The organism is Halomonas rhizosphaerae (assembly GCF_030012485.1).
GTDB classification, from domain to species: domain Bacteria; phylum Pseudomonadota; class Gammaproteobacteria; order Pseudomonadales; family Halomonadaceae; genus Halomonas; species Halomonas rhizosphaerae.
This window is the reverse complement of the sequence record NZ_JASCQQ010000013.1, coordinates 25,788-46,382: the sequence shown is the minus strand read 5'-3', so window position 1 is coordinate 46,382 and position 20,595 is coordinate 25,788. Positions and strand designations below refer to the sequence as shown.

20 protein-coding genes and 1 tRNA gene are annotated in these 20,595 nt (G+C 68.0%); 13 read left to right on the top strand and 8 right to left on the bottom strand.

Annotation, left to right across the window (positions count from 1 at the left end; all coding sequences use genetic code 11):
• The first annotated feature begins 1 nt into the window (after position 1).
• The 5 genes from QLQ86_RS07730 (at position 2) to QLQ86_RS07710 (ending at position 4,597) form a co-directional block, all read left to right on the top strand.
• Entirely contained in the window at positions 2-205 is a 204-nt protein-coding gene (locus QLQ86_RS07730; RefSeq protein WP_282816457.1) for a hypothetical protein, read from the top strand.
• Positions 202-957, top strand: coding sequence for a phosphatase PAP2 family protein (locus tag QLQ86_RS07725; RefSeq protein WP_282816456.1), 756 nt, complete (start codon positions 202-204; stop codon positions 955-957). The genes QLQ86_RS07730 and QLQ86_RS07725 overlap by 4 nt, the downstream gene beginning before the upstream one ends.
• A gap of 201 nt (positions 958-1,158) precedes the next feature.
• A complete protein-coding gene (locus QLQ86_RS07720; RefSeq protein ID WP_282816455.1) occupies positions 1,159-1,713 on the top strand; it encodes a hypothetical protein in 555 nt (184 codons plus the stop codon).
• Between the two features lie 708 nt (positions 1,714-2,421).
• Positions 2,422-3,645: a serine/threonine transporter SstT gene (gene sstT, locus QLQ86_RS07715; protein ID WP_282816454.1), complete on the top strand. Its 1,224-nt coding sequence runs from the start codon at positions 2,422-2,424 to the stop codon at positions 3,643-3,645.
• Positions 3,646-4,156: 511 nt separating this feature from the next.
• Positions 4,157-4,597 carry a YybH family protein gene (locus tag QLQ86_RS07710; RefSeq protein WP_282735708.1) on the top strand — a complete coding sequence of 147 codons (441 nt, stop codon included), beginning with the start codon at positions 4,157-4,159 and terminating at the stop codon, positions 4,595-4,597.
• On the opposite strand, the gene QLQ86_RS07705 is transcribed toward QLQ86_RS07710, so the two are convergent.
• Both QLQ86_RS07705 and QLQ86_RS07700 read right to left on the bottom strand, forming a co-directional pair.
• Positions 4,590-5,780 carry a GGDEF domain-containing protein gene (locus QLQ86_RS07705; RefSeq protein ID WP_282816453.1) on the bottom strand — a complete coding sequence of 397 codons (1,191 nt, stop codon included), beginning with the start codon at positions 5,778-5,780 and terminating at the stop codon, positions 4,590-4,592. The genes QLQ86_RS07710 and QLQ86_RS07705 overlap by 8 nt on opposite strands.
• Complete coding sequence (locus QLQ86_RS07700; RefSeq protein WP_282816452.1) at positions 5,777-6,265, bottom strand: molybdopterin-binding protein; 489 nt, start codon at positions 6,263-6,265, stop codon at positions 5,777-5,779. The genes QLQ86_RS07705 and QLQ86_RS07700 overlap by 4 nt, the downstream gene beginning before the upstream one ends.
• Positions 6,266-6,466: 201 nt before the next feature.
• Between QLQ86_RS07700 and QLQ86_RS07695 the strand changes: the two genes are divergently transcribed.
• Positions 6,467-6,784, top strand: a complete 318-nt coding sequence (locus QLQ86_RS07695) for a monooxygenase (RefSeq protein ID WP_282816451.1) — start codon at positions 6,467-6,469, stop codon at positions 6,782-6,784.
• Between the two features lie 41 nt (positions 6,785-6,825).
• On the opposite strand, the gene QLQ86_RS07690 is transcribed toward QLQ86_RS07695, so the two are convergent.
• The gene (locus QLQ86_RS07690) at positions 6,826-7,728 is read right to left on the bottom strand and encodes a LysR family transcriptional regulator (protein WP_282735712.1); all 903 of its coding nucleotides are present in this window, start codon (positions 7,726-7,728) and stop codon (positions 6,826-6,828) included.
• A gap of 157 nt (positions 7,729-7,885) precedes the next feature.
• Here QLQ86_RS07690 and QLQ86_RS07685 point away from each other — a divergent pair, with 157 nt between their 5' ends.
• Entirely contained in the window at positions 7,886-8,053 is a 168-nt protein-coding gene (locus QLQ86_RS07685) for a hypothetical protein (protein WP_282816450.1), read from the top strand.
• A gap of 282 nt (positions 8,054-8,335) precedes the next feature.
• On the opposite strand, the gene QLQ86_RS07680 is transcribed toward QLQ86_RS07685, so the two are convergent.
• Positions 8,336-8,791 carry a PAS domain-containing protein gene (locus tag QLQ86_RS07680; RefSeq protein WP_282735714.1) on the bottom strand — a complete coding sequence of 152 codons (456 nt, stop codon included), beginning with the start codon at positions 8,789-8,791 and terminating at the stop codon, positions 8,336-8,338.
• 34 nt (positions 8,792-8,825) lie between these two features.
• The gene (locus QLQ86_RS07675; protein ID WP_282735715.1) at positions 8,826-9,284 is read right to left on the bottom strand and encodes an SRPBCC family protein; all 459 of its coding nucleotides are present in this window, start codon (positions 9,282-9,284) and stop codon (positions 8,826-8,828) included.
• 448 nt (positions 9,285-9,732) lie between these two features.
• Here QLQ86_RS07675 and QLQ86_RS07670 point away from each other — a divergent pair, with 448 nt between their 5' ends.
• Positions 9,733-10,422 carry a pirin family protein gene (locus QLQ86_RS07670; RefSeq protein ID WP_282816449.1) on the top strand — a complete coding sequence of 230 codons (690 nt, stop codon included), beginning with the start codon at positions 9,733-9,735 and terminating at the stop codon, positions 10,420-10,422.
• A 372-nt stretch (positions 10,423-10,794) separates the two neighbouring features.
• Here the strand turns inward: QLQ86_RS07670 and QLQ86_RS07665 are convergent.
• A tRNA-Ile gene (locus QLQ86_RS07665) sits at positions 10,795-10,871 on the bottom strand.
• 155 nt (positions 10,872-11,026) lie between these two features.
• Here QLQ86_RS07665 and QLQ86_RS07660 point away from each other — a divergent pair.
• Both QLQ86_RS07660 and fhuF read left to right on the top strand, forming a co-directional pair.
• Complete coding sequence (locus tag QLQ86_RS07660; RefSeq protein WP_282733556.1) at positions 11,027-11,629, top strand: hypothetical protein; 603 nt, start codon at positions 11,027-11,029, stop codon at positions 11,627-11,629.
• A 108-nt stretch (positions 11,630-11,737) separates the two neighbouring features.
• Positions 11,738-12,478 carry a siderophore-iron reductase FhuF gene (fhuF, locus tag QLQ86_RS07655; protein WP_282816448.1) on the top strand — a complete coding sequence of 247 codons (741 nt, stop codon included), beginning with the start codon at positions 11,738-11,740 and terminating at the stop codon, positions 12,476-12,478.
• Positions 12,479-12,550: 72 nt separating this feature from the next.
• On the opposite strand, the gene QLQ86_RS07650 is transcribed toward fhuF, so the two are convergent.
• Both QLQ86_RS07650 and QLQ86_RS07645 read right to left on the bottom strand, forming a co-directional pair.
• Entirely contained in the window at positions 12,551-14,746 is a 2,196-nt protein-coding gene (locus tag QLQ86_RS07650; RefSeq protein WP_282816447.1) for a TonB-dependent siderophore receptor, read from the bottom strand.
• 203 nt (positions 14,747-14,949) lie between these two features.
• Positions 14,950-16,755 carry an ABC transporter ATP-binding protein gene (locus QLQ86_RS07645; RefSeq protein ID WP_282816446.1) on the bottom strand — a complete coding sequence of 602 codons (1,806 nt, stop codon included), beginning with the start codon at positions 16,753-16,755 and terminating at the stop codon, positions 14,950-14,952.
• A gap of 148 nt (positions 16,756-16,903) precedes the next feature.
• On the opposite strand from QLQ86_RS07645, the gene QLQ86_RS07640 reads away from it, so the two are divergent.
• From QLQ86_RS07640 to fhuB, 3 genes are read left to right on the top strand one after another with little or no spacing between them, the layout of a single operon-like run.
• Positions 16,904-17,674, top strand: coding sequence for an ATP-binding cassette domain-containing protein (locus QLQ86_RS07640; RefSeq protein WP_282816445.1), 771 nt, complete (start codon positions 16,904-16,906; stop codon positions 17,672-17,674).
• On the top strand, positions 17,667-18,551 hold the full coding sequence (locus tag QLQ86_RS07635; protein ID WP_282816444.1) for an iron-siderophore ABC transporter substrate-binding protein: 885 nt from the start codon (positions 17,667-17,669) through the stop codon (positions 18,549-18,551). Before QLQ86_RS07640 ends, QLQ86_RS07635 begins: the two co-directional genes overlap by 8 nt.
• Positions 18,541-20,517: a Fe(3+)-hydroxamate ABC transporter permease FhuB gene (gene fhuB, locus QLQ86_RS07630; RefSeq protein ID WP_282816443.1), complete on the top strand. Its 1,977-nt coding sequence runs from the start codon at positions 18,541-18,543 to the stop codon at positions 20,515-20,517. The genes QLQ86_RS07635 and fhuB overlap by 11 nt, the downstream gene beginning before the upstream one ends.
• The last annotated feature ends 78 nt before the right edge of the window (positions 20,518-20,595 follow it).

Sequence of the window (20,595 nt, the reverse complement as noted above, 5' to 3'; positions counted from 1 at the left end):
GGTGGTCGCCGCCAAGGAGCAGCCCGACGAGAGCGTGCCGAGCGAGTGGCGCATCACGGAAGGCCACTACGAGGCGGCAAAGGCAGAGCGCGAGGCGAAGGGACTCGACGCCGATCACGGGGTTCTCGTTGGCGATCCGGCGAGCCAGCTTGTGCAAGCCCGCCATCCGGCAACAGGAGATTTCACGCCAGTGGAGTTGCTATGAAACGCTTCGAGAGGACCGAACGGGTGGGACGCCAAGGCCTTTCCAAGCTGGCTCGACTCGCCCGCTACGAGTTCGGGGCGCTACTGTGCGTCCTGGTCCTGTTCGGCGGGGTCTGGGGGTTCGTCGAGCTGGCCGATGAAGTCTCCGAGGGTGACACCCAGAGCATCGATGAGACCCTGCTGCTCTCCCTGCGCAACCCCGCCGATCACACCGACCCGCTCGGCCCGGGCTGGCTGGAGGAGCTGGGGCGGGACTTTACCGCGCTCGGCGGTGTCGGCGTGCTGGTGCTGGTCTCGCTGGGCGCCCTGGGCTACCTGTTACTCGCCCGACGCTATCGCGCGGCGCTCTTGGCCGCGGTCGCGGTGCCGGGCGGCATACTGCTCAGCACCATGATGAAGGTCGGCTTTGATCGCCCTCGGCCCGACCTTGTTCCTCATGACTCCATCGTCTACACCGCAAGCTTTCCCAGCGGCCATGCGATGATGTCTGCCGTGACCTACCTCACCCTTGCCGCCCTGCTCGTCCGCGTACAGCCCGAGCTGAGGCTGAAGGCTTACATCCTGGTGCTGGCTATACTGCTCACGCTGCTGGTGGGCATGAGCCGTGTCTACCTCGGCGTCCATTGGCCGACGGATGTCCTTGCGGGGTGGACGGCCGGGGCCGCCTGGGCGGCGTTGTGCTGGCTCGCGATGCGCTGGATGCAGCGCCGCGGGCAGGTGGAGACAGAGGAGAACGTGTCAGGCACCCAATAGCGTGACCGCCGGCCTAACCCTGTCGGGTTCGCGCCGTTCTGGTGGCGCTTCGCCAGGCAGGTCCTGAGGCAAGCACCCTCCCCTTCTCGTTGGCAGCGGCCCTGGCATGGCGGATTGCGACGACGATGGTCAGATAGTCGAGGAGCGGGCATCGCACTTCGACTAGGCTTGTCGCATTGGCTCCAGGAAAAGGCTAGCGTCATGCACTCACTCAGCCCCAAGGGACTCGCGGTCGTCGACGAACTCGCCGAACGTCACGATTTCAGTCACGACGCTATTGCGCACATGGTGTCGGCCGTGGCCGACGGCAATGGCCAGATGGCGATGTTTTCACATCCCGAGTTCGGCGGCCCCGGCCAATGGATGCATGGTGGCATGCTGATGCTGAGCGACCCCGTCAACCATGCCTTGAAAGCCCGCGTGGATGCGCTGTGCCACGAGATTGGTGAGATACTTGTCCGACAGCCGGGTCGGCTCGTCGCGGTAGAGAACACAGCCTGGTGGCCGGCGGAACTCGGTACACCCGACGCCACCGGCGAACAGAACGGTTTGCGCTATGCCTACTTTGCGCAGGCTCGACGCCTCGTCGTGCAGACCGACAATATCATCCGGGTCTATGACACCCTCGACCATCGCATCGGTGGCCTTGCCCAGCAGCAGGGAAGCCGTAGCCGATTCACGGTGACCAGCCAGCACGGGGAGGTCGACCTCGGGAGCCTGCCGGTCATATCCACCGGCAGGCAGCCGCCGAGTTAGAGCACAAAGCCACTACCCACGAAGCAACTACCAGTGTGCAGGGACGAAATGCGGCATCAATGAGAGCTCGGCAGCCGCAGCTCCAGGCCGTCGCGAAAAGGGGTAATGCGCAACGTACCCCGGCCCGTTCGGGCCCTGCCGGGCCGGGGCCGCCGCGCGTTACCCGCGAGAGGGCCGGTGCTCAGATCACCCCGCAGTTCTGCAGCGTCAGCGCCACCAGCAGCAATACCCCCAGGCCGATCACCTTGCCGGTGGTCCCCTTCTTGCCCTGTTTCCTGTCCATCGCCTCCGTCCTCTCGTTCTGCGGTCCGGCATTTCGGACATCTCCACATTCCCGCCCGACCAGGCGTTCCTGCCTGATGATAGCGCATCGCGCGTTTCACGCCCCCGCCTCGTCTGCCCCTGCCTGACGGCCTCTCGTCTTCGCGATCTCGCCTTCTTCCTACTGGCCACCCGTCCGGCTCCATGCTGCGCCAGACGAACAAAGCAGCAACGCACCCTGCCTTTATCCTCAAAAGCAGACAAAACATCCAAACGAGTCGAGAATATTGCTAGAATCCCGCGCGCACCTCAGGCGCCCCCTGCCTCGGGCTACCCGCCCGGGGCAGCTCGTCCGGATCGACCAGCCGCTCACCCGCGTCACGGCTCGACCGCCGAGTGACCCGCAGGTGGCGCCTGCCCGCCCATGACAACCCCAAGAGACCCTCCATGTTCGCCACCGTGCACGCCCTCAGCCGCCCGCTGCTTCGCCTGGGGCTGATCCCCCAGATCGCCATCGGCATCGCCTGCGGCATCCTGCTCGCCAGCCTCTCGCCGGCCTCCGCCGAGTCGGTCGCACTGCTCGGCCAGCTGTTCATCTCCGCCCTCAAGGCGGTCGCGCCGATCCTGGTGTTCGTGCTGGTGGCGGCGGCCATCGCCGGTCACCGCCAGGGCCAGCCGCCCCATATCCGCTTGGTGCTGGTGCTCTACGTGATCGGCACCCTGGTCGCCGCGCTGGTGGCCGTGGTGGCGAGCTTCGTGTTCCCCACCACCCTGGCGCTGGAGATGCCCGAGGTCAGCGGCAACCCGCCGGGCAGCATCGTGGAGATCCTCCGCGACCTGCTGCTCAACGCCGTCACGAACCCGGTCACCGCCCTGATGGAGGCCAACTTCATCGCCATCCTGGCGTGGGCGATCGGCCTGGGACTGATGCTGCGCCAGGCCAGCGAGGCCACCCGCACGATGCTCGGCGACCTCTCAGAGGCGGTGTCGAACATCGTCAGGATCGTGATTCGCTTCGCCCCGCTGGGCATCTTCGGCCTGGTGGCCGCCACCCTGGCGGAATCCGGCCTGGGCGCCCTGCTCGACTATGGCCGCCTGCTGGCGGTCATCGTCGGCTGCATGCTGTTCGTGGCGCTGGTCACCAACCCGCTGATCGTCTACTGGCAGACCCGCCGGAACCCCTATCCGCTGGTGTTCACCTGCCTGCGCGGCAGCGCCATCACCGCCTTCTTCACGCGCAGCTCCGCGGCCAACATCCCGGTCAACCTGGAGCTCTGCAAGCGCCTGAAGCTGGACGCCGACACCTACGCCATCTCGATCCCGCTGGGCGCCACCGTCAACATGGCCGGCGCGGCCATCACCATCTCGGTGATCACCCTGGCCGCCGCCCACACCCTCGGGATCAGCGTCGACTTCCCCACCGCCCTTCTGCTGTGCATCGTCTCCGCGCTGGCCGCCTGCGGGGTCTCGGGCGTGGCCGGCGGCTCGCTGCTGCTGATTCCCATGGCCGCCAGCCTCTTTGGCATCTCCACCGAGGTGGCCATGCAGGTGGTGGCGATCGGCTTCGTGATCAGCGTGGTGCAGGACGCCACCGAGACGGCGCTGAACTCCTCCACCGACGTGCTGTTCACCGCGGCCGCCTGCCGCGGCGAACAGCGCCGCCAGGCCTGACGCGACAACGCCGGCCCCGCACGATAGGCGGGGCCGGCGCAGCCTTCTCTGTTGCGCGGTCAGCACGATTGCCCTTGCCGCAGGTGACGGTCATGAACCGGAGTCGGCAGCCAAAAAAGGATTGCCCTAATCTGGCCTGGTTCTATATGACAACCGGCCAGCGCTCAGGTCGCGTGTCAGATGGCCCGATGAGCAGGGCCCATTTCGTGCCGCAAGTGCCGCACTTATTATTTGGGTTCAGGTTTTTATCATTATTTGGTTTTAACCTTCACGAAATCACGGGATAAACTGAAAAAGCCTCCCCAAAGAAGATACCCCACACATGGATCAAGACGCTCTTGTACCGGCGTTTGTACCGGGGACGGGAGACACATTATAAAGGCACACAACGAGCACTCACCTAACGATCAATGAGTTACTACACCACCGCTGTGGGATCTAGCTGAGGCTGGCGTTGCGTCAGGGCTGCCGGTCGGCCATGGCTCCTGCGGCAAAGATGGAGGAACAAGCCATGACACCGTTACGCATCGCGACACTAGCCGTCTGCATCGCACTCCTGATGCCGATCACGGTTCAGGCCGAATCGCTCGAGGAAGACGTCAGCGCCGCCTACGGCAAATGGGACGCCGCCTTCAACGAGACTGATGCCAAGAGCCTTGCGACTTTTTATACCGAAGACACGCTGTTCCTGCCGGCAAGTCACGACATCATCAAGGGCCCCTCGGGAGTCGAGGAGTTCTTCGGTGGTCTGTTCGACAACGGCGTGACTGGGCACAAGCTCGAGCTGATCGAGGCCATCAGCGAAGGCGATCTGGTTGTGTCGACAGCCAAGTGGTCGGCGGAGGGAAAGGATGATGCAGGCGCACCGACGACATTCGGTGGCATAGCCACGCATGTCTTCGAGAAACAGGACGACGGCAGCCTGCGGCTGAAAATGCACACCTTCAATTAGGATCAATTGCTGTTCGTGTCGTGTTGCCGGCGGGACGAGGCGCCGCCTGCCCTTGGCCGGTCACGGCCCGGTCGCGCCCGCCCGCCTTGGCCCGGTAGAGCAGCTCGTCGGCCCGGCTATAGAGCCGGTCGAAGCTCCTTTCCTCCCCGGCCTCGACCACCCCGATGCTCACCGTCAGCCGATGCTCGGCGGCAGGCCCAGGCAGCGACATCGCCCGGGTCGCGCGCAGGATCCGCTCGGCCAGGGCCTCGGCGCCCGCGAGGTCGCTGTCGGGCACCAGGATCGCGAACTCCTCGCCCCCCATGCGCGCCACCCTGTCGACACGCCGCACCTGCCGCTCGAGGACTCGGGAAAAGGCGACCAGCACCGCGTCGCCGACCGGGTGGCCGAACGCGTCGTTGATCCGCTTGAAGTGGTCCAGGTCCAGCAGCATCAGGCTCAGCGACGCCCCGTGGCGTCGGCGCCGCTCGAACGCCTGCTCGGCCGCCTCACGCAGCCAGCGGCGGTTGCCGAGCGCGGTCAGCTCGTCGGTCCGGCTCTGCAGACGCATGGTCTCGCGCTGACGATGCAGCTGGAACAGCATGCGCATCACCGCGGCGATCGCCAGCAGCAGCAGGAGAAGCAGCACGGCCACGGCCAGCGCCAGGCGCTCCATCAGCTGGCGCTGCTCGGCCGAGGCCCGGTGGAGCAGCTCATTCAGTTCGCTGTAGGCCCAGGCCAGCCCCTCCTCGACCTCCATGCCCAGGGCCAGGATGGCCTCGCTGCCGCGCTCGTCGAGCCCTTGCTCGGCGGCGGCGTCGACGGCGGCCTCCAGGGCGGGCAGCCGCGATTCCACATGGGCCAGTTCCTCGACCAGCTCGCCGTAGCTGGCGGGGGCGAGCTCGCTGCGCCGCAGCTGCAGCCGGATACCGTCGATACGGCGGGGAATCCGCCACAGCAACGCATGGATCTGCTCCAGGTGGATGCGATCCTGGCTGTCGATCAGGCTGTCCAGGGTCATGCGCAGGGCGGCGGGGTCCTGCTGGGCCCTCACCACGTCGGTGACCAGCGCCGTGTAGTCGGCCCCCACCTGCTGGCGCGCCTGGGAGACGTAGTAGCCGATCACCAGGGCGCAGAGCGTGGCGATCAGGCTGAACGCCACCACCAGGCGCAGCCCCAGGCCTCGGGAGGATGCCGCCCTCATCTCACGCTGATCTCGCGGATCGCCCAGATCCAGCGCGTCATCGGCTCGCTGCCCTCCTGCGCAGCCTTGGCGTCCTCGGGCACCACCAGCATCAAGGGCCCCAACGACGCCTCCCCGACGGGCTCGTCATCGAGGCGCGTGACCAGCAGGTAGCGCTTCTCCCGCCGCTGCGCCGGGGTGAGGAAGGTGGTGTAGCCGTCCAGCGCGATGAACCTGACGCGGCGCGCCTCCTCGAGGCCCTGGGCGGCGAGGAAGTCATTCAGCCAGACCCCGGAAAAGGTGCCCGCGGGCCCTTCCGGGTGGCGCATCTCCACCGCATGCAGGCCCGGCGCCTCGATCTGCTCGAGGGTCAGTTCGCGGGATTCGGTGCCCTGGGTCAGGGTCAGCACCGGGGCGGCGCCGTCGGCGATGGCAGCACCCGCAACGGCCAGCAGCAGGCAGCCGGCCAGGCACCAGATACGACCGAAGAATGAAGGAACACGCATGGGAACTCCCGTGACGGGATGGGCGATGTAGGATGGCAGCAGTCCCAGGCGGCTGGCCTGGTCAGGAACGCGATCCGGGTGGGGCGCGACTATCGCCAATGCCCCGCCCGGTGTCCACATTTTGCGACACTACCCCACCAACGGTGCATCCACCAGGCTCCGGCGGGGCCGGGGTGGCTATCAACCCGATAAGGAGGCCCTATGGCCGTGATACTGCAGGTGCACTTCCCCTTCCCCGGCCCCTTCGGCGACGAGATGGCCGAGGCTCTCGCCCCGCTGGCCGAATCCATCAAAGAGGAACCCGGCCTGCTGTGGAAGATCTGGACCGAGGACGCCGAGCGCCAGCTGGCCGGCGGCGTCTACCTGTTCGCCACCCGGCAGGACGCCGAGGCCTACCGCCGGATGCACACCGCCCGCCTGGAAGGCATGGGCGTGAGCGGTATCGAGGCGCAGATCCTCGAGACCAACGAGGCGCTCTCGCGGATCAACGGCGGGCCGCTGGCACGCGCCGAGAGCTGATCCGGGACGCTCGGCCACGGATCAGCCGAGCACCGGGCACGCTAGCGGCGCAACTCGTGAAATGCCCTGATCACCTGGCTGGCCAACGCTTCGCTGGCCTCCCCCGCTCCTTCACGGCGCACCAGCACGACTTGATAGTCACCCAGGTCGGGCAGCCCGACCTCGCGGGGTAACTGCCGCAGTGGCGGCTTCACCAGGCTTACGGGAAAGGGCGCCACGGCGATATCGGCGAGCATCGCGGCCTCCTGGCCGGCCCAGTGCTCACTGGTATAGGCGATGCGATACGCCCGGCCGATCGTGTCGAGGGCCGACAGCGCCCTGCCACGCCAGGGCCATCCCTGACTGGCCAGGGCCACCGGCAGCGGTGAGCGCCAGGCCGCCACACCACCGTCGCGTCCGGCCCAGACCAGCGGCTCGGTATGTACCACCTCGCCCTGGTCCCCCTTCTGGCCCGGGGTACCGGCCGTCATCAGGATGAGGTCGAGTTCGCCGGCCTCCAGCTGGCGCTGCATCTCCACACTGCCGCCGACAACGACCTCAACCTGCACCGCCGGGTGCGTGCGCGCGAATTGGGCCAGCACCTCGGGAAGGATGCGCGACCCCTGGTCGTCGGGGGTGCCGAAGCGTACCGTGCCCTCCACCGGCGGAGCGAGAAAACGCGTTACCGCCTCCTCGTTGAGCTTGAGCAGCCGCCGCGCATAGCCCAGCAGCACCTCGCCCTCCGGGGTCAGACGAACCTGGCGCGCCTCGCGCACGAACAGCCTCTGTCCCAGGGTCTCTTCCAGCCGCTTGATCTGCATGCTCAGCGCAGATGGCGTGCGGGACACCTCTCGCGCGGCACGGGTAAAGCTGCCGCGCTCGGCAATCGCCACGAAGGTCCTCAGCACCTCGAGATCCAGCAGCGGCAGCGGGCCTGCATGGACCGTCGGGGAAGAGAATGACATGGCCACACCTTTCAGAATTTCTGAAAGCTCAATGTAATCCTTTTCGTTGGATTCAACAAAGACCATGCACCATGCTGTTCACGAGGCCACGACACACATCCTCGTACCTCGATCCATGGATCGCCTTTGCCGGCGATCGGCCAGAGGAGGCAACGACATGCGTCAACTCCACCCTACTCGCAAGCTCGATACCGCCGCAGAGCGCACCGATCGCACTGCCATGCCGAGGTTCTGCATGCCGGCCATGCCACCACTCGGGCTGGTGGCATCCATCGAGAAGCGGCTGCGGGCCTGGCGGCAGCGCCACCACCCGCGTATCCATTGAGGCGAGCAGGTTGCTCGACGGGATTCACCCCAGGCCTATCTGGGTGGCGCCCCGGCGCCAGGGCGGCGGCAAGGGCGCCCAGCGAGCCCCCTGGCACACCCTGCGCCTGGGGCAATCGCTGACGCGAACCTGGCTGGAAGGGATTGAAGAGGTCATGCACGATGCAGACCTGACGCCAGGGACGTCATCCTGATGCACCGCGCGTCAATAGCAAACTCGAGATTGAAACTCGTTCGACCCGGGAGTGTCGCGAGCAAAAGGAGCGCCTCGATCGAATGAAGATCACTCCTTTGCAGACGCTTTCAGCATGTTTTCAAGACGTTCGATCTCGGCCCTGGCATTGACGAGTTCACTGACGTCATACTGCACGCCGAGATAGTAGATCAGCCGGCCCGAGGCATCACGCAGGGGCTGAATCGACAATCGGTTGTAGAACAGGGTCCCATCCTTGCGATAGTTGCGCAGCGTCACCTCGACGGGGGAATGCGCCTTGAGTGCTGCACGGATCTCATCGAGCGCCGGCTGATCGCGATCCTCACCCTGAAGGAAGCGACAGTTGCGCCCCAGGATTTCTTCCTGGCTGTAGCCCGTCAGTTGTTCAAAGATGGTGTTGGCATAGACAATAGGAGAGTCCGGCTGGTCCGGATCGGAGAGGGTCACGCCATTCACGCAGGTGTCCAGAATCTGTGTCAGGACGTGCGGAATGATGCCGGTGTCTTTGTCGGGAATGAATAGCATGGTGTCTCCAGGCCGAGGGCGCTATACAGGTGAATTAGTCCGTCTTTTTCTGACCGAGTTCCCGTTCGACCAGGAGTCTCAAATCGCGCACGACGCGTTCCGTACCATCCTTGACGGCCAAGCGAATGAGCTTCTCGAATGGCCGCATGGCAAAATTCAGCTTCGCCAGTTCGAAGCTGAAAGTCAGCCGCGTCTGGCCTTCCTGCGGTTCGAAAAAATAGTTGATCACGAACGGATCCTTGATGCCCTTGAAACACACGTGGCGCTGAGGCTCGAGCGCAATAATCCGGAAATCAGCTTCGGAGCGGCGCCCTTGATCAATCCTCACCTGCCGGGCCGTCCAGCCGACAGCCAGCGGCCCACTGCTGAGGGGCGTCAGCTTCTGGACCTCAGGAGACCACCGCGGATAGTTTCGGACAAAATCGGTCACCACGAAGCCATACACATCAGGCAATGGGCAACGAATCAGGGTACTTGACTGGGACTTTACCATCGTTCAAGCGCTTCCCATGAAGACGGTTTACGAGAGTTCGCAACGCAACGGGCATAGGCATAAGAGAAACGTCATCGAGCCTCGCTGCCGACACGGCCAAGCTTGACGATAGCAGCATTTTCCGAGGTGCGCTCCATGGATCATTTGCCCGAGCCTGAGCCGGGTCACTCCGTCAGATGCCTGCCCGGCGCCCAGGATAACGCTCGCACTCCTCATCCCGATCAAACAGTTGGCATCACACGAGGCGCACGATGGTTTCGAGCCAATCCCCGTGGGCGGCGGATTCGACATTGCCACATCAACAGATCTGCATACGACTGTCTCGCGGCGTGCATGAACGCCGTGCAGGACTCAAGCGCGCCGTTGACGGAGCGGGACAGTGGCTGGTGCCATGAAGGTGGGGTACCTTGAAAGCACCGCCATGCTGCCCCCTATAGAGGAAACTTCGATGATCATTCGTCACGCCAACGAGCGCGGCTACGCCGATCACGGCTGGCTGAAGTCTCGTCACACCTTTTCGTTTGCCGATTACGTCGACCCGGACCACATGGGCTTTCGCAAGCTGCGGGTGATCAACGAGGATCGCGTTCAGGGCGGCCAAGGCTTCGGGACCCACCCCCACCGGGACATGGAGATTCTCTCCTATGTGCTGGAAGGCGAGATGGCCCACCGGGACAGCATGGGCAACGGGGCGATCATGCGCCCTGGCGATGTGCAACGCATGTCGGCCGGCACCGGCGTGCTGCACAGCGAGTTCAACAACGACCCCGCCCGTGAGCTGCACTTCCTGCAGATCTGGATCGAGCCGAAAGAGCGGGGCATCGCCCCCGACTACGAGCAGAAGGCCTTTCCCGCCGAGCAGCGCCAGGGGCAGTGGCAGCTGGTGGTGTCAAAGGAGGGGCGCGACGGCTCGGTGAGCGTGAACCAGGACGTCAACCTCTACGCCGGGCTGTTCGATGCCGGAGAGCGAGCGCCTACGCCTGCGGTGCGCCACGCCTGGCTTCACGTGGTACGTGGCGAGGCGGAGATCAACGGTCAGCGACTCTCGGCCGGCGATGCCGCCGCCTTCCAGCCGGGGGAGACCATCGAGGCGGTTGGTGTTGAGGCCTCGGAGATCCTGCTCTTCGACCTGGCCTGAACGGTAATCGGCGTGACAATGGGGGCGGTAACGGAGGTGTGCCCCCATTGCCGCCTGACACCCATTACCGCCTCCATGGCTATCATCCCTGCTGCGTTGGCCAGGCGGCGATATCGGCATCGGCGAAGGCGCGGGTAGGAAGGGAGTACGTCCCCATGACTGTGCGTCCCCGATTAATGTGACACTGTGCTGCTCTGAGATCTCGGGGCGCTGAACAACAACGAGGAGAAGCAGGCACAGGAGGCACGCTTGCTATATGTCGGCATGATGCGGACACGCCGGCGTCTAATGATCACCAGCAGCAGAGACAACTGGTACACCAAAAGGCTGACGGAGCTATCAGCAGATGGACAGCATGCGCTCAGGAAAGGTTGGTGGGCCCAGCTGGACTCGAACCAGCGACCAAGGGATTATGAGTCCCCTGCTCTAACCAACTGAGCTATAGGCCCTTGCAGCGGATGGCGCCGAGCGGCGCCGCCGTATGATAGCGAATGGCGATGAAGGTGACCATAGCCGGCAGACCTTGGCTGGCCGAATCTCCCGCCGCGGCACTTCCTTCCCCGACCGTGGTCTGCAGGTGGCCTGCCCATCTGGAGATCGACCGGTGCGACCTTTCCCCCATCGCCGTTTCCCTGCCCTTGGCACTGCGCTGTTCGCCCTGCTGCTGGCCCTGCCGGCAGCCGCCGCCTGGGAGCTGGACCCCGAACGCTCGCGGGTGGCCGCAACCGTGGTGCAGATCGCCCCGACGGGTCCCATTGCCCATCAGCACGAGGTGCGTCGCCTCGCCGGCACCGCCGAGGCGGACGGCACCCTGCGCCTGCCCCTGCGGCTGGCGCAGAGCGATGTGGTCGAGCGCATGGGGCCGTTGCCGCCCTGGCTCTCCGGCCTCACCGAGCAGCCGCTGGCCACCGTGAGCACGCGTTTCCCGCCCCAGCGCCTGGAGGCGCTGGCCGTGGGCGAGTCGCTGGTGGAGGTGCTCGAGCTCTCGGTGCAGTCCGGCGGCACCACCCACCGCGAGCCGCTGGCGGTGCGCTTCACCCGCGAGTCCGCCGGTCGGGTCCGGGTCACCAACGCCGAGCGCGTGGCGCTGGATGGCCGCGAACTGATGGCCAACCCGACGCTGCGTTCGGTGCTGCTGCTGCTCGGCTACGAGCAGATCGGCGACGAGGTACCGGTCCTTCTCGACGCCATGCTGGTGCGGCGCTGAGGGGCTACCCCGGCAGGCTCTGTCCTTCCCATGATGCCGGCACAGCCCTTTATTGATAATGATTATTGTTTGTATAATGAGGCTTTCCGCGGCTCCGGTGGTCTCGCCATGCCCTCTTCCCTGGCCCGGCTCTACGTCGGCCCCCTGCAGCACCTCGCCGCGCCGACGATCGCGTCGGCAGCGTCCGACGGCATGCCGGTCCGTGACCTGCTCGACCCGGCCTACCTGGACGCGCTGTTGGCACGCTTCGGCGCCCAGTACCCTCAGGGCGACCGCCGGGCGGTGGCCTCGCTGTGGTCCAAGTGGCACTTCAGCAGCCTCTGCGGCCATGGCCTGGCGGCCAACCTGCTGCTCGAGCGCGACCTGCCGCTGGGGCTCGACGAGCTCCATCTCCAGCAATCTCCCGAGGGGCAGACCACCGGCCTGGTGCTGCATCATGCTGGCCGGCCCCTGGCCGAGCTCGACTCCCATTCGCGCTTCGCCACCCTGCTCGACGGCCACCTGACGCCACTGGTCGAGGCCCTGGCCGCGGCCAGCGGCGCCTCACCCAAGGTGTTCTGGAGCAACGCCGGCAACTATTTTGAGTACTTCGCTAGCGCCCTGGCCGACCATCCCATGGCCGCAGCGGACGTCGCTGAGCCCGCCCTGGCGCTGCTGGCGAGTCGCAATCTTCCCGACGGCCGGCGCAACCCGCTCCATCGCCCGGTGCGCTATGTCGAGGGCGATGACGATGCCCCCCGGCGGGTGCGTCGCCTGTGCTGCATTCGCTACCTGATCGACGAGCTGGGCGTCTGCGGGAACTGCCCGCTGACCTGCCGCGACAGGACCCGTGCCGCCGAGACGCCCTGATCGCCACACCCACGCGAGGGCCCACCCCGCTGCCGGGGTGGGCCCTCTTGGTATGACTCGCCGCTGATGGGCTCAGTAGCGCCAGGTCAGGTTGGCCATGACATGGCGAGGGGCGCCATGGAAGGCCTGGTCCCACTTGAGGCTGGTCAGGTACGCCTCGTCGGTGACGTTGTTGAGGTTCAGCGAACCGGTCAGGCTGTCGCTGAAGTCGTAGCTCGCCATCAGGTCGACCAGGGCATAGGCCTCCTGGCGGGTCTTGCCATCGGCGAGGTCACGGTCGCGCTCGATATCGTCCTGCCAGCGCAGCCGTGCGCCCACCTTGAGGGCATCCAGGGCGGCCGGACGATAGCTGGTGGTGGCGCGCACCAGATGGCGCGGGATATAGGTGTTGGTGGCCTCGCCGTCGGCGTCCTCGACCTCCAGGTAGGTATAGCCGACGCTGGCCTGCCAGCCCGGGGCCAGCTCGCCGGCGAGCGTGGCCTCCACGCCCTCGCTGGTGATGCCGTCGCCGCCCGTGAAGAAGGCGGTGCCATCCGGCCGGGTGCCCGCCGGCTGGGCCACGTTGTCCTGTTCGGTGCGGAACAGCGCCAGCGAGGCATCGGCGCCGCCGTCGAACAGCTCGGCCTTGAGGCCCACCTCCTGGCTGACACCGTCGACGGGGTCGAGGTAGTCGCCGTTGCGGTCGATCGCGGTCTGCGGATTGAAGATCTCGGTGTAGCTGGCGTAGAGGGACGCCCGGTCGGTGACGTCATAGATCAGGCCGGCGTAGGGCGTCAGCACCCGGTCGTGGTCACTCGCCTGGGAGACCCCGTACTGCTCGCCGGTCGTGTCGGCCCAGCTCAGCCGGGCGCCGCCCACCGCGGTCCAGCGCTCGGCGAGGTCCAGCTTGGCGGCCCCGTAGACGCTGCGCTCCTTGACCGTGGCATCGCCGTCGGTGCCGGGGAAGGGTTCCCAGGCATCGGGTTCGGGGTAGCGGCCGTTCCAGTCGTCAAGCGGCGGAAGGCCCTGACCGCCCGCATCGAAGCTCGCCGTGGGGTAACGAGAGAGCTGCTGGTTGCGGCTCTGGCTCCAGTCGGTGCCCAGCACCAGCTGGTGGCTGCGCCCGAAGGCATCGACCTCGCCCTTGGCATGCAGGTCGGCCACCCACTGCTCCAGGTGGCGATCGTACTTGCTCAGGGTCAGCTGCTCATCGGCGATGCGCCCCGTCGTGGCATCCGGCGTCCCGTAGATGTAGAGCAGCTGGGTGTCCGAGAGCATGTCCAGGTGGGTCAGGGTCCCCTTCAACGACCAGCGATCGCCGAGTTCCTGCTGCACCTCGAGGAAGCTGCGGTGGGTCTCCACGTCCCAGTAGGACCAGTCGGGCGCCGAGGAGGTCGCGACATCGTAGTCGGTGGGGTTGCCGGCGGAATCATAGAGCGGCAGCGAACCCCACATGTTGCCGTCGGTGTCGTTCTGCTGCCAGGTATGGCCGAGAGTCACCAGGGTGCTGTCGGTGACGTCGGCCTCCAGCACGCCGTAGAGCAGGCCCCGCTCGCGACTCAACCGGTCGAGATAGGAATCGCTCTCCATCCCCGCCGCCACCAGGCGCCCGCGAACGCGCCCCGCGTCATCCAGCGGCCCGGCGACGTCCAGTTCCAGGCGCCGCTGGTCCCAGGAGCCGACGCTCGCCGAGACCGAGGCCTGGGGCTCATAGGTGGGCCGCTTGCGCACGAAGTTCACCGTCGCCGCCGGGTTGCCGGAGCCGGACATCAGGCCGGTAGCGCCGCGCACCACTTCCACCCGGTCGTAGATCGCGGTGTCCATGTCGCCGTGCACGTTGTTGTAGGGCATCGGCACGCGCACCCCGTCGACCTGGAAGTTGGAGATCTCGAAGCCCCGCGCCGTGTAGTAGGTGCGATCCGTCTCGAGGCGCTCCACCGTGACCCCGGGGGCGCTCTCCAGGACGTCGTTGGTGGTGTCGAGGCTAAAGTCATCGATCTGGGCCCGAGTCACGGTTGAGACGGACTGGGGCGTCTCACGGGGCGTCAGGTCGAGCCTGGTCGCGGTGCTGGTGAGCGGCACCCGGTAACGCTCCGTGCCCTCGGTGATGACCGACAGGGCCTCGGCCTCGACGGTCACCGTCTCGAGTTCCTCGGCGGATCCGGCCTCCTGGGCCAGCAGGGCGGGCGAGACCAGCACGAAGGCACCGGCGGTGGCCAGGCCGAGGGCCCGGCGGACGGCCTGGGCCAGGGGATCGTCCCCGATGGGGCGGAAAGCGGGATGGGACATGGTTGAGCAAGCCTTCGGTTCTTATCAAACAGGAATGCGCATGATAATGAGTCGCATTAGCTAAAACAACCAGGCACGCTTAGCTTTTGAGTCTTCAATCAGGGAGGGCTTTCTCACCGGGAGGCGGCGAGAACAAGGCGGTAGACGCCACCGGCGGCCCTGGGGCCACCGGTGGCGAAAGGGATACAGGGAAAGGAAAAAGATCAGGCCAGGGGCGCGTCCGCCGCCTCGATCTCGCCGGTCTGCACCCGCCACTGGGCGGCATAGCGCCCGTTGCGCGCCAGCAGCTCGCCATGGGTGCCGCGCTCGACCACTCGCCCGCCGTGGACCACGGCGATCTGGTCGGCATGGACGATGGTCGAGAGCCGATGAGCGATCATGATCACAGTGCGCTGGTGGGCGATGCGCTTCAGCGAGCGCTGGATGGCCGCCTCGGTCTCGTTGTCCACGGCGCTGGTGGCCTCGTCCAGCACCAGGATCGGCGGGTCCTTGAGCAGCGCCCGGGCCAGCGAGAGGCGCTGGCGCTGGCCGCCGGAGAGGCGCACGCCGCGCTCCCCCACCGGGGTGTCGAGCCCTTGGGGCAGCGCCTGGATGAAGTCCCAGGCCTCGGCGGTCTGCGCCGCGGCGATGATATCGGCATCGGAGGCATCGGGGCGGCCATAGGCGATGTTGTCGCGCACCGGGCCCTCGAACAGGTAGACGTCCTGGCTGACCAGGCCGATGGCCCGGCGCAGCGAGGCCAGCTCGAGCTCGCGGATCGGCTGGCCGTCGATGCGGATCTCCCCCGCCTCGGGGTCGTGGAAGCGCAGCAGCAGCTTGATCAGGGTCGACTTGCCCGAGCCGGTGGCGCCGACCAGGGCCAGGGTATGGCCCGCCGGCACCTCCAGCCGGACCTCGCTGACCCCCTCGCCGCTGCCCGGGTAGCGAAAGCTCACGTCGACGAAAGCCACCTCGCCGCGCACCGGCTCGGCCAGCGCCCGCCCGCCGTCGTCGCGCACGCGGATCGGCGTGGCCAGCAGGTCGAGGATGCGCCGCGTGCTGGCCATGGCGCGCTCGAAGAGGTCGATCACCTGGGCCAGGCCGGTCAGCGGCCACAGCAGCCGCTGGGTGAGGAACACCAGCACGCCGTAGGCACCGACGTTCAGGTCACCCCGCAGGGCCATCATCCCGCCCACGGTGAAGGTGGCCAGGAAGCCGGCCAGGATCGCCATGCGAATCACCGGGATGAAGGCCGAGCTGATGCGGATCGCCCGCCGATTGGCCTCCACGTAGGCTTCGCTTGCCAGGCGCAGCCGCTCGGCCTCGCGGGCCTCGGCGGTGAAGCTCTTGATGGTAGCGATGCCGGCCAGGTTGTTGGAGAGCCGGCTCGAGAGGTCCCCGACCCGCTCGCGCACCTCGGCGTAGAGCGGCCCGGCCTTGCGCTGGAAGTAGAAGGCGCCCCACACGATCAACGGGATCGGCGTGAAGGCGAGCAGCGCGATCAGCGGCGAGAGCACGAAGAACACCGCCCCCACCGCCACCACGGTGACGCCGACCTGAATCATGGCGTTGGCGCCGCCGTCCAGGAAGCGCTCGAGCTGGTTGACGTCGTCGTTCATGGTCGCCACCAGCTGGCCGGAGCTCCTCGACTCGAAGAAGCCCATGTCGAGCCGCTGGGCATGCTCGTAGGCGTCCTGGCGCAGGTCGGCCTGCAGGCGCTGGGCCAGGTTGCGCCACAGCACCTGGAAGAGGTACTCGAACAGCGACTCCCCGGCCCAGATGAAGAAGGTCAGCGCGCCGAGGATCAGGATCTGCTCCCGGGCGGACTCGAAGCCGAGCCCCGCCACGAAGCTCTGCTCCTGATTGACCACCACGTCGATGGCCACGCCGATGAGGATCTCCGGGGCGATGTCGAACAGCTTGTTGATGACCGAGCAGGCGCTGGCGGCGATGATCCGGCGGCGATAGCCGCGGGCATAGCGCAGCAGGCGCGCCAGGGCCCGGAAGCTGGAGGTGGTGGCATCAGGCATGGGGAGCGGGGGTCCTGGAGGGTGAAACGCCACAGCATACCGGGAAGGCGGCCGGCCCGAAACAGATCTTATTGATAACCATTATCACCGGAGGTAAGGTAGCGCCCATCGCCCGCCCCGCCCGGGGCCCGTCGAAGGAGCGTCCTGCATGTTCGAACTGCGCGGAGCCGGTTTCGCCATCGCCGACCGGCTGCTGCTCGCCGCTACCGACCTGACCCTGGAGGGCGGCCGGGTGCACGGCCTGATCGGCCACAACGGCTCGGGCAAGTCGACCCTGCTCAAGCTGCTGGCCCGTCAGCAGCCGGCCAGCCGAGGCGAGCTGGCCTTCGCCGGCCGACCCCTGGCCCGCTGGGGCCAGCGCGCGTTCGCCCGCCGCGTGGCCTACCTGCCCCAACAGCTGCCCGCCACCGAGAACCTGCTCGGCCGCGAGCTGGTGGGCATGGGTCGCTACCCCTGGCGAGGTCTGCTGGGCCGTCACACCCGCGAGGACGCGGCGGCCATCGAGGGGGCCATCGCCGCGACCCACACCGAGGCCTTCGCCGACCGCCTGGTCGACACCCTCTCCGGCGGCGAACGCCAGCGGGTCTGGCTGGCCATGCTGCTTGCCCAGGGCAGCGACTTCCTGCTGCTCGACGAGCCGCTCGCCGCGCTGGACATCGCCCACCAGGTGGAGGTGCTGACGCTGATCCGCGAGCTCAGCGAGACGCTGGGGCTCGGCGTGGTCATCGTGCTGCACGACGTCAACATGGCGGCGCGCTACTGCGACCACCTGGTCGCCCTGCACGGCGGGCGCGTGCTGGCCCGGGGCACCCCGGCCGAGCTGATGGACGAGGCCACCCTGGAGGCCATCTACGGCATCCCCATGCGCGTGATGGCGCATCCCGCCGGCCATCATCCCGTCGCCCTGGTCCATGCCTGACGCGCTCGCCCGGCTGCTCGGCGGTCTCGTCCCTGGGCTGCTGCTGGTCCTGGCGCTGGTGCCGACGACCCGCGCCCAGGCCCAGCCGGCCGTCGCCACCCTCGACTGGACCCTGGCCGAGACCCTGGTGGCGCTGGGCGTCACGCCGGCCGGCATCGCCCAGCGCGACGCCTACCATGCCTGGGTGCGCGCGCCGCGCCTACCCGAGGCCACCGTCGATCTCGGCCTGCGCAGCCAGCCCAACCTGGAGCTGCTGGCGAGCCTCGCGCCCGACCGCCTCCTGATCTCGCCGATGTTCGCCAACCTGGCGCCGCGGCTGTCGCGCATCGCCCCGGTCACGACCCTGCCGCTCTACTCCCCGGGCCGCGAGACCTGGCCACAATTGCGCGAGCTGAGCCGCGAGGTCGGTCGCCTGGCCGAGCGGGAGGCGGCCGCCGAGCGGCTGATCGCCGAGACGGAGACGCGACTGGAGGCCCTGCGGCGGCGACTGCCCGAGCGGGTGTCGCCGCTGCTGGTGGTGCAGTTCATGGACGAGCGCCATGTCCGGGTGTTCGGCGAGGGCGGCCTCTACCAGGCCGTGATGGCCCGCCTGGGGCTGGACAACGCCTGGCACGGCGAGACCAACGCCTGGGGCTTCTCGCTGGTCGGCCTCGAGCAGTTGGCCGGCCTGGAGGCGCGGCTGGTGGTGGTCGAGCCCTACCCGGTGGGCGTCGAGACGGCGCTGGCCGACAGCGGCCTCTGGCAGCAGCAGCCCAGCGTGCGCGATGACAGCCTGATCACCCTGCCCCCGGTATGGAGCTTCGGCGCCCTGCCCTCGGCGCAGCGCTTCGCCGACCACCTGGTCGCCGCGCTGGAGGACGCGCCCCATGGCGACTGAGGCCGCCCGCCGCCACGCGCCCGCCCTCGTCTGCCTGCTGCCGGGCCTGGCGCTGCTGGCCCTGGTGCTGGGATCGCTCGCCGAGGAGGGGCTCCTCGATGGCCTGCGCGCGCTGGCGACGGCGACGCCGGAGAGCGCCGAGGCGCTGGTGCGCCACTACAGCTGGTGGCCGCGCCTGGCCATGGCGCTGCTGGCCGGCGGCGGCCTGGCCCTGGCCGGGGTGCTGATGCAGCAGGTGCTGCGCAACCCGCTGGCCGCGCCCACCACCCTGGGGGTGGCCAGCGGCGCCAACCTGGCGCTGATGGCCGCCACCCTGCTCGCCCCGGGCCTGTTGCTGGCCGGGCGCGAATGGGTGGCCCTGGCCGGCGGCGGCGGCGCCATGGCGCTGGTCTTCGCCCTGACCTGGCGCCGCGGCCTCTCCCCCGCGGTGGTGGTCCTCGCCGGCCTGGTGGTCAACCTCTACGCCGGGGCCCTGGGCATGGTGCTGTTGCTCTTCCACCAGGAGACCCTCAAGGGGCTGCTGATCTGGGGCGCCGGCTCACTGGCCCAGAACGGCTGGGGCGACGCCGCCTTCCTGGCCCCGCGGCTGCTGCTGGGCGGCCTGGCGGCCTGGCTGCTGCTGCGGCCGCTGACGGTGCTCGAGCTCGACGATGCCAGCGCCAGGAGCCTGGGCGTCTCGCTGAAGCACCTGCGCCTGGCGGGGCTGGGGCTGGCGGTCTTCCTCACCGCCTGTGTGGTCAGCGAGGTGGGGGTGGTCGGCTTCATCGGCCTGGCGGCGCCCAACATCGTGCGCCTGGCCGGCGCGCGCCGTCTGGGGGGGCGGCTCGTCTGGTCGACACTGCTCGGCGCCCTGTTGCTCGCCACCACCGACCTGCTGCTGCAGCGCTTCGCCGGCACCCTGCCCACCCTGATCCCCACCGGGGCCACTACCGCCGCCCTGGGGGCGCCGCTGCTGCTGTGGCTGATCCCCCGGCTGCGCCTCGAGGCCGGCCGCCCGCCCGCTGCCGCCACGGCCCTGGCACCGCGCCATCCCACTCCCGGGCGTCTGGTCGCGGGCCTGGCACTGGGCCTTCTCGCCGCGCTTCTGCTGGCGCTGCTGCTGGGCCAGGCGGCCGGCGGCTGGTTCGCGACCCTCGACGAGGCGGTGCTGACGTGGCGCTGGCCACGGCTGCTGGCCGCCGTGGCCAGCGGGATGATGCTGGCCATCGCCGGCACCCTGATCCAGCGCCTCACCGCCAACCCCATGGCCAGCCCCGAGGTGCTGGGCATCAGCGGCGGCAGCGCCATCGCCCTGATCGCGGCGCTCTTCCTGCTGCCCGCCCCCGGCAACCTGACCCTGGTCGCCACCGGCACCCTGGGCGCGCTGGCCAGCCTGGCCGTGCTGGTCATGCTCAACCGGCGCAGCGGCTTCGTGCCCGAACGGCTGCTGCTCAGCGGCGTGGCCATCACCGCCCTGTTCGACGCCGTGCGCGCCATCGTGCTGGCCGGCGGCGACCCCCGCGGCCAGCAGGTCATCGCCTGGCTCTCGGGCTCCACCTACTACATCGACCCCGTCAGCGCGACAGTGGTCGCGGGCCTCGCCGTGGTGCTGTCCCTGGCGGCACGCCCCTTCGCCCGCTGGCTGGATATCCTGCCGCTGGGAGCGGCCACGGCCGCGGCGCTGGGGGTACGGGTCGAGCGAGCCCGGCTGGCGCTGCTGCTGCTGGTCGCGCTGCTGACCGCCTGCGCCACCCTGGTGGTGGGCCCGCTCTCCTTTGTCGGCCTGCTGGCGCCCCACATGGCGCGGCTGGTGGGCTTCTCCCGGGCCCGCACCCACCTGCTGGGGGCCGCGCTGATCGGCGCCCTGCTGATGGTGCTGGCGGACTGGTTGGGCCGCCAGCTGCTGTTCCCCGCGGAGATTCCCGCCGGCCTGGTGGCCTCGCTGCTGGGCGGCGCCTACTTCATGTGGGGCCTCGGGCGCCGATGATCGGACCCCGCGGCGGGCTCGCCATTGAACTCGCCGGCCGCTGGCCACACTAACGTAAGTGAGGCGTCGAAAGACGCT

Bases quoted from the DNA above. Each gene is read 5' to 3' on its own strand.
- QLQ86_RS07725 (WP_282816456.1), top strand. From the start codon at position 202: ATGAAACGCTTCGAGAGGACCGAACGGGTGGGACGCCAAGGCCTTTCC.
- QLQ86_RS07720 (WP_282816455.1), top strand. From the start codon at position 1,159: ATGCACTCACTCAGCCCCAAGGGACTCGCGGTCGTCGACGAACTCGCC.
- sstT (WP_282816454.1), top strand. From the start codon at position 2,422: ATGTTCGCCACCGTGCACGCCCTCAGCCGCCCGCTGCTTCGCCTGGGG.
- QLQ86_RS07710 (WP_282735708.1), top strand. From the start codon at position 4,157: ATGACACCGTTACGCATCGCGACACTAGCCGTCTGCATCGCACTCCTG.
- QLQ86_RS07705 (WP_282816453.1), bottom strand. From the start codon at position 5,780: ATGAGGGCGGCATCCTCCCGAGGCCTGGGGCTGCGCCTGGTGGTGGCG.
- QLQ86_RS07700 (WP_282816452.1), bottom strand. From the start codon at position 6,265: ATGCGTGTTCCTTCATTCTTCGGTCGTATCTGGTGCCTGGCCGGCTGC.
- QLQ86_RS07695 (WP_282816451.1), top strand. From the start codon at position 6,467: ATGGCCGTGATACTGCAGGTGCACTTCCCCTTCCCCGGCCCCTTCGGC.
- QLQ86_RS07690 (WP_282735712.1), bottom strand. From the start codon at position 7,728: ATGTCATTCTCTTCCCCGACGGTCCATGCAGGCCCGCTGCCGCTGCTG.
- QLQ86_RS07685 (WP_282816450.1), top strand. From the start codon at position 7,886: ATGCGTCAACTCCACCCTACTCGCAAGCTCGATACCGCCGCAGAGCGC.
- QLQ86_RS07680 (WP_282735714.1), bottom strand. From the start codon at position 8,791: ATGCTATTCATTCCCGACAAAGACACCGGCATCATTCCGCACGTCCTG.
- QLQ86_RS07675 (WP_282735715.1), bottom strand. From the start codon at position 9,284: ATGGTAAAGTCCCAGTCAAGTACCCTGATTCGTTGCCCATTGCCTGAT.
- QLQ86_RS07670 (WP_282816449.1), top strand. From the start codon at position 9,733: ATGATCATTCGTCACGCCAACGAGCGCGGCTACGCCGATCACGGCTGG.
- fhuF (WP_282816448.1), top strand. From the start codon at position 11,738: ATGCCCTCTTCCCTGGCCCGGCTCTACGTCGGCCCCCTGCAGCACCTC.
- QLQ86_RS07650 (WP_282816447.1), bottom strand. From the start codon at position 14,746: ATGTCCCATCCCGCTTTCCGCCCCATCGGGGACGATCCCCTGGCCCAG.
- QLQ86_RS07645 (WP_282816446.1), bottom strand. From the start codon at position 16,755: ATGCCTGATGCCACCACCTCCAGCTTCCGGGCCCTGGCGCGCCTGCTG.
- QLQ86_RS07640 (WP_282816445.1), top strand. From the start codon at position 16,904: ATGTTCGAACTGCGCGGAGCCGGTTTCGCCATCGCCGACCGGCTGCTG.
- QLQ86_RS07635 (WP_282816444.1), top strand. From the start codon at position 17,667: ATGCCTGACGCGCTCGCCCGGCTGCTCGGCGGTCTCGTCCCTGGGCTG.
- fhuB (WP_282816443.1), top strand. From the start codon at position 18,541: ATGGCGACTGAGGCCGCCCGCCGCCACGCGCCCGCCCTCGTCTGCCTG.